Source organism: Nocardia sp. NPDC050412, from assembly GCF_044458825.1.
Taxonomy (GTDB): Bacteria; Actinomycetota; Actinomycetes; order Mycobacteriales; family Mycobacteriaceae; genus Nocardia.
Genome location: NZ_JBITIJ010000020.1, coordinates 77,726 through 83,725, shown reverse-complemented (window position 1 = coordinate 83,725; position 6,000 = coordinate 77,726). Strand labels below are relative to the sequence as shown.

Genomic DNA, 6,000 nt, shown 5'->3' with positions numbered 1-6,000 from the left:
GGTGTCGCGCGCCGGCGCCGCGGCGCCGCGGGCTTGGGGCGACTGCGCTTCGACGACTCGGACGCGAGACGGGCCGCGAACGGGTCGCTCGTAAGACTCGCTCCGTGGTGGTCGGTAGCGGCGGGACGTTCAGCACCTGATGCACGCATGCAGCAACGGCGAGCCCCGCGCCCGCAGCGCACGCTTCGACAACTCGAACGCGACACCCGCCACGAACTCCTCGCTCGTAAAACTCGCTCCGTCGGGGCTGAAGCACGGAAGTGGCCTGATGTCAACTGCTGGGCCGGCTCAAGACGACGAGTTGCCCGGCGGGATACCTTTGGCCGCAGTGGATCCGCAGAACTCTTCGATTTTTTCATCGAGTAATCGCGCCTCGACGGCGTCGCGGAACTGCGGAGCGGCGATCCGCCGCCGCAGCCCGATGAGGCGTTCCTCCAGTTGAGCGATGCGCTTGTCCTCAGCTAGGCCGAGCACCGGAAGCAAGGCGGCGGACGCACCGTCCAGACTGCCGTTGATCAGATACGCCGCGGCGCTGTCGACCCGGGCCATCGCCTCGGTGCCATAGGAGCGCCGCTCGGACGGCCCATTCGCATACAGCTCGATGGCCTGCTGCGTCGCGGCCAATGCGGGTTCGGCCTGACCGAGATGGATATAGGTCGCGCCCGCGTAGTAATGGGCCTTGGCCTCGTTGAAGCCGAAGACGCCGCCGACCTCGTCGTGCAGTGAGTCGGTGGCGGCCACCTCGCGGGCATCGTCGGCGGCCCGAATGCAGCGATCGGCATCGGCGTCACTGCCCAACCGGGACCAGATCCTGGCCTCGATATTCAATAGTCGAACCCTGGCCGTGGCGGATTCGGCGAACTCCTGCCCGCTCTGCGCCAGCAGCACGCCCCGACGCGGCCGATCCGACCAGTATTCGATCAGCGCGTGCATGCCCCGGGTCCAGGCGCGCAACCCGTTGTGACCACACAATTCCGAATAGGCCCAGGCCGCCCTGATCTGCTCGCCGGCGGCATCGAGATAGCCGAGGTCGGTGCTCGCATTGGCGAGCAATCCCGACAGCGTGCCGGCCAGCAGGTACAGATGGCTGGTATCGGCGGGGCGCTGATGCCCCTCCAACAGGCGGTAGACCCGGCGTCGTACCCGCAGCATCTCCACCATCATCGGTACCGGCGGGATGTGCACATATTCGTTCGCGATGCGCGTGACATCAGCATCGAGCTGTTCCAAGGTGGTGGCTCCCACATTGGTGCTCTCGGCCTGGCCGGCGTGCTCGCTCGCCTCGTGGGCAGCCGCCATAATCAGATCCCTCTCCGAAATCGCCGCTAACGCATCACCTCTCATCGCACCGGCGTCTATGAGAGCCAAAAGATCCGCGTCACTGGAATAGTTGGCGCGGGCCGAGGCATCGGCCCGCCTGTCGAATCCGGGCGCGGTCGGTCGATCGCTTACGGGTTGATCGATCATGGCCGCGAACCGTGCCCGGACAACATCGTCGGACCTGGCCAGGGAGGTATCGAGGGCGGCTTGATTGACCGGACGCGGATGGACCCGCGCACCGCCGGCCTCCCACTTCGATACGAGGCGCTCGTGCACTCCCAGATGTGCCGCGAACTCCCGGATACTCATCCGCCTGGCATCGCGAAGGGCGCGGGCCTCCTTACCTGACCACTGCCGGACCACGATGTCATCCTTCCGAACGAACTTCTTCTCAGAGTACGAGCGGTTTGTGAGTGCGGCCACAGGCAAAAGCATTCCGCTATCGGCGGCGTGCGCGACGGGCCCAGAGGCGGTAGCGAAAGCGTGACCACGTAGGGCCCCGGAAACGCCGCAAATCCAATACCGAGGCAGCGGAAGGGCAGTGGAAGGCGGGCGGGTGGGCAATTCCCGAATCGCCGTCTGGCACAGGACCCTTGGACTCGAGGAGGCAAGGAGTTGGCCGTGAATGTGGAGAAACTCAGAACAGTCGACGATTGGGTGGCCTATTACCAGCACGAGTTCGGTTTGCCGGTCACCGAACGCGGCGGGTTCGTGATGCTGCCCGTCACCGGCCGGGTCTGCGTTGTCCATCTACCGACGACTCGGGCCGAAAAGGTCAGGGTCGCACTGGAACAGCAGGGGACGAGGGGCCCCATGCTGGCCAGGCAGATCCGCTGGAGCTTCCTCGCCGAGCCGGACAGTCGGCCGGGCGCACAGATATTGGAGGTGCTGAACCGTCTGGATATAGGCATTCCGGCCATCGGTAGTGCCGTGATGTTGCCGACCGGGCTCGGGCGGTGGACCCGGGAAGGGTGCTTCTGGGTCAACCCACCGAGTCGCGGCGACACGCTCCCACCGTTATCCGTCATCATCACGACGGCACTCGCGGTGGGGGCGGGTGGCGGGGACTGAATGCGTCGTCGGTCCCCGCCGCCGCTCGGCGCCGGGCCCACCGAGTCCGCCCCTCTTAATGGCAGTCGACAGGGGCGGGCTCGGTCGGGTGTTCGCGACCCGGTTGCACAGGCGAATGGCAGTGAAAGGGCACCGGAGTCGCGTGCCGGAGCCGAAACCCGTACGCAGGCGCAAGCTTCGAGCGAGACGAGGAAGATCGTTCGGATCAGCGCCGCGTACGGGTTGCTGCCGCGAATGCCTGTCGCTGGTCGCAACCGCCGAAACCCGCACTGCCACCGAGTAGTCGACCTAGTGGCGGGGCGTCCATCGAGCCGAGTCGAATGGTGGTACTGCACACTGTCCGGAACCGCCTTTCGACTCAGCTCGACGCCGGATGGTGGCCTCGGGGACGACTTCGAGATCGACCTAGGTGGGCAGCGGGAAGTTCAAGTAGGACCGCGAGGGCGTCGGCCCGCGCTGGCCCTGGTACTTCGAGCCCGCGCTGGTGCTGCCATAGGGGTTCTCGGCGGGGCTGGTCAGGCGCAACAGACACAGCTGACCGATCTTCATACCCGGCCACAGGGTGATCGGCAGATTCGCCACATTCGACAGTTCCAGCGTGATGTGGCCGCTGAAGCCCGGATCGATGAAGCCCGCCGTCGAATGGGTCAGCAGTCCGAGCCGTCCGAGACTGGACTTACCCTCCAACCGACCGGCCAGATCGTCCGGCAATGTGCAGACCTCCAACGTGGAGCCGAGCACGAATTCGCCGGGATGCAGCACGAACGGCTCGCCCTGGTTGGGCTCGACCAGACTGGTCAGCTCATCCTGACGTTGCGCGGGATCGATATGGGTGTAGCGGCTGTTGTCGAATACCCGGAACAGCCCATCCAGTCGCACATCGATACTCGACGGCTGGATCAGGGTTTCCAGCAGTGGCTCGACGCCGAGACGCCCAGCGGCGATCTCCGCACGGATGTCACGATCGGAAAGCAGCACGCCGACGAGCGTAGCGCCTGCTCGATACCGCTCCTCAGCCGCCATTCGGGCGCGAGTTCGACCGAAGGCACGGCGATAGATTCTTCGAGGTCGGGTATTCCGCAATCATGACAGTGGTCGACACTTCGACGCCCGTGCTGCCCGGACCGCGCGGGGAACTCTCCGCGGGGATCGTCGAGACCTTGCGCGGGGATATCGGTCATTCCGTCCCGCCCATGATCGATGCGGATCCGTACGGCGAAGATCTGCAACTGGCTCTGCAGCTGTGTTACGAGTTGCACTACCAGGGGTTCGACGGGGTCGATCCGGGGTGGGAATGGGATCCGCGGTTATTGGAATTACGGGCCGGATGCGAAGAACGGTTCCTCGACGCGATGGTGCGGGATGTGCCGGGTGACACCGATCTGGACACCGAGTTGGCGCAGTTGGTCACCGAGCCCACCGAGCCGACCGGCATCGGCGCGCACCTGCGGGAGGCCGGTGAATGGTGGCAGATGCGTGAGTATTTCGTGCATCGATCGATCTACCACCACAAGGAGGCCGATCCGTATGCGTGGGTGATCCCAAGGCTGCGCGGTCAGGCCAAGGCATCGCTGGTCGCGGTGGAGTTCGACGAATTCGGCGGCGGGCGCGGCGAGCGTGTGCACGCACAGCTCTACGCGGACCTGTTGGCCGCGGCCGGGCTCGAGTCCGCCTATCTGCACTACCTCGATGTGGTGCCCGCGCCGATGCTGGCGGTGGTCAACATGATGTCGCTATTCGGGCTGCACCGGCACTTGCGCGGCGCACTGGTCGGGCATTTCGCAACCGTCGAGACAACCTCGTCGCCGGGGGCGGCACGGATGGTCGAGGCCCTGCGCAAACTCGATGCGGCCCCGGCGTGCATACGGTTCTATACCGAGCATGTGGAGGCTGACGCGGTCCACGAACAGGTCATGCGACGCGATGTGATCGGCGATCTGATCGCCCGACAACCGGAGCTGACCTCGTCGATCGTGCTCGGCATCCAGGCAACCAACCTGCTCGAAGACCGCTTCGACGATCATGTTCTCGCCCAGAACTGGGCACACGGGCGCAGTTCACTGCGCAGTCCTTGGCTCGTCGAGCCCGATTCGATATCAGCCGATCCGATTGCCGAGCACTTTTCGGGTTAATCGGCGAACGTGATGTTGATTCGTCCGCCCGGCGTCTATCGCCCGCAAGCCGATACCTGGTTGCTCGCCCGCGCCATGCGGGATGCGCCACTGCCGCCCGGCGGGTGTGCGCTGGACGCCTGCACCGGTTCCGGTGTACTGGCGATCCACGCGGCACTGGCCGGAGCCGCGTCGGTCACCGCCGTGGATATTTCCCGAGCGGCGCTCGCCACGGCCTGGCTCAACAGCCGCATCCGCGGCATCGGGGTGGAGGTCGTGCGCGGCGATGTCGCCACCGCACTGGCCGATCGCCGATTCGATGTGGTTGTCGCCAACCCGCCCTACGTACCGAGCGCGCGCCCGGGGCGGGGGCACACACGCGCCTGGGACGCCGGACACCACGGCCGGGCCGTACTGAACCAGCTGTGCCGCAGGTTGCCGACGCTGTTGACGCACAACGGTATCGGCCTGATCGTGCACTCCGCGGTCTGCGATCCGGATCGAACACTCACCCAACTGCGCGGCGGCGGACTGAAGGCGGCGATCGTCGCCCGGGCCGTCCTGCCGTTCGGTCCGGTAATGCGCCGGCGCGCCGCCTGGCTCGAAGCGACCGGTCTGATCAGTCCACGACAACGACATGAAGAGCTGGTGGTGATCCGTGCCGACCGAATCTGATCCGGTGCGCCGACTGTCCTTCACCGCCGACGGGCCCGTATTGGTGGAGGGCCCGGTGGAGCTGGTGACAGCCGACGGGCGGACGCTGCATTGTGACCGTTTCCAGGTCGCCATCTGCCTGTGCCGTCGCTCCAAGAACTACCCGCTGTGCGACACCAGCCACCGCAAACACCGCCGCGACCCAACCGCGTAGGCCTGCGGAAAACGCATGGCCCAGACCACGAATGTACTGGTCAGGGGCCATTTTGAGCCGATGACGGGAATCGAACCCGCGCTGTCTGCTTGGGAAGCAGAAGTTCTACCATTGAACTACATCGGCAATGCGCTATGCGCGTCCGCGACTTTATCAGACCAGGCACTGCGCCGGTCAACTCCGTTGCTCGAGTCGCTGAGTGTCGAAGGTACGCAACGGCTTCAGCGGGCCACGCCCCGAACCCAGCTGGTCCGGGGCGCGTAAGGCTGATCAGCCTGTTATTTCGCGCGGCATTCGGTGAAGATCTTGGTGTTGGCCTCGCGTGCCTTGTCGGCATCAGACTGGCTCATGCCGAAGTTGTTGGCATCGGCTGCCTTGGCGTCGTATTCGTCGCTGATCATCTTGCGCAGGCCCTCCTGCGAAATGCCTTGGTCCACATAGAGCTTGGCAGCGCAGTCGGCCAGGCTCTTGTCCTTGAGTCCCTTGTCCTGGAGCGACTTGGAGAGGTCCGCTTGGGTTACCGCGGGCTGGTCCGCGCCCTTGTCGTTACCGCACGCCGCCAGTACCGGCAGCGCGACGAGCGCTGCGGCGATCAGGAAGGTCCGCACCTGATTCCTCTTCTCGATTCAG

The 6,000-nt window shown here is 65.4% G+C and carries 7 protein-coding genes and 1 tRNA gene; 4 read left to right on the top strand and 4 right to left on the bottom strand.

Going from position 1 to position 6,000, the window contains the following annotated elements; translation table 11 throughout:
• Positions 1 to 288 precede the first annotated feature (288 nt).
• Complete coding sequence (locus tag ACIBI6_RS36605; protein WP_364355965.1) at positions 289 to 1,683, bottom strand: helix-turn-helix transcriptional regulator; 1,395 nt, start codon at positions 1,681 to 1,683, stop codon at positions 289 to 291.
• A 258-nt stretch (positions 1,684 to 1,941) separates the two neighbouring features.
• Here ACIBI6_RS36605 and ACIBI6_RS36600 point away from each other — a divergent pair, with 258 nt between their 5' ends.
• Complete coding sequence (locus ACIBI6_RS36600) at positions 1,942 to 2,391, top strand: hypothetical protein (RefSeq protein ID WP_396959524.1); 450 nt, start codon at positions 1,942 to 1,944, stop codon at positions 2,389 to 2,391.
• Between the two features lie 405 nt (positions 2,392 to 2,796).
• Here the strand turns inward: ACIBI6_RS36600 and dcd are convergent, their stop codons facing one another.
• The gene (dcd, locus tag ACIBI6_RS36595) at positions 2,797 to 3,369 is read right to left on the bottom strand and encodes a dCTP deaminase (RefSeq protein ID WP_364355971.1); all 573 of its coding nucleotides are present in this window, start codon (positions 3,367 to 3,369) and stop codon (positions 2,797 to 2,799) included.
• Positions 3,370 to 3,476: 107 nt separating this feature from the next.
• Here dcd and ACIBI6_RS36590 point away from each other — a divergent pair, with 107 nt between their 5' ends.
• From ACIBI6_RS36590 to ACIBI6_RS36580, 3 genes are read left to right on the top strand one after another with little or no spacing between them, the layout of a single operon-like run.
• Positions 3,477 to 4,523 carry an iron-containing redox enzyme family protein gene (locus ACIBI6_RS36590; RefSeq protein ID WP_396959522.1) on the top strand — a complete coding sequence of 349 codons (1,047 nt, stop codon included), beginning with the start codon at positions 3,477 to 3,479 and terminating at the stop codon, positions 4,521 to 4,523.
• 12 nt (positions 4,524 to 4,535) lie between these two features.
• Complete coding sequence (locus ACIBI6_RS36585) at positions 4,536 to 5,177, top strand: HemK2/MTQ2 family protein methyltransferase (protein ID WP_364355976.1); 642 nt, start codon at positions 4,536 to 4,538, stop codon at positions 5,175 to 5,177.
• Positions 5,161 to 5,370, top strand: a complete 210-nt coding sequence (locus ACIBI6_RS36580; protein WP_364355978.1) for a CDGSH iron-sulfur domain-containing protein — start codon at positions 5,161 to 5,163, stop codon at positions 5,368 to 5,370. Before ACIBI6_RS36585 ends, ACIBI6_RS36580 begins: the two co-directional genes overlap by 17 nt.
• A gap of 55 nt (positions 5,371 to 5,425) precedes the next feature.
• On the opposite strand, the gene ACIBI6_RS36575 is transcribed toward ACIBI6_RS36580, so the two are convergent.
• Positions 5,426 to 5,496, bottom strand: a tRNA-Gly gene (locus tag ACIBI6_RS36575).
• Between the two features lie 152 nt (positions 5,497 to 5,648).
• Positions 5,649 to 5,978 carry a hypothetical protein gene (locus ACIBI6_RS36570; RefSeq protein ID WP_364355981.1) on the bottom strand — a complete coding sequence of 110 codons (330 nt, stop codon included), beginning with the start codon at positions 5,976 to 5,978 and terminating at the stop codon, positions 5,649 to 5,651.
• Between the last annotated feature and the right edge of the window lie 22 nt (positions 5,979 to 6,000).

Bases quoted from the DNA above. Each gene is read 5' to 3' on its own strand.
- ACIBI6_RS36585 (WP_364355976.1), top strand. From the start codon at position 4,536: ATGTTGATTCGTCCGCCCGGCGTCTATCGCCCGCAAGCCGATACCTGG.
- ACIBI6_RS36590 (WP_396959522.1), top strand. From the start codon at position 3,477: ATGACAGTGGTCGACACTTCGACGCCCGTGCTGCCCGGACCGCGCGGG.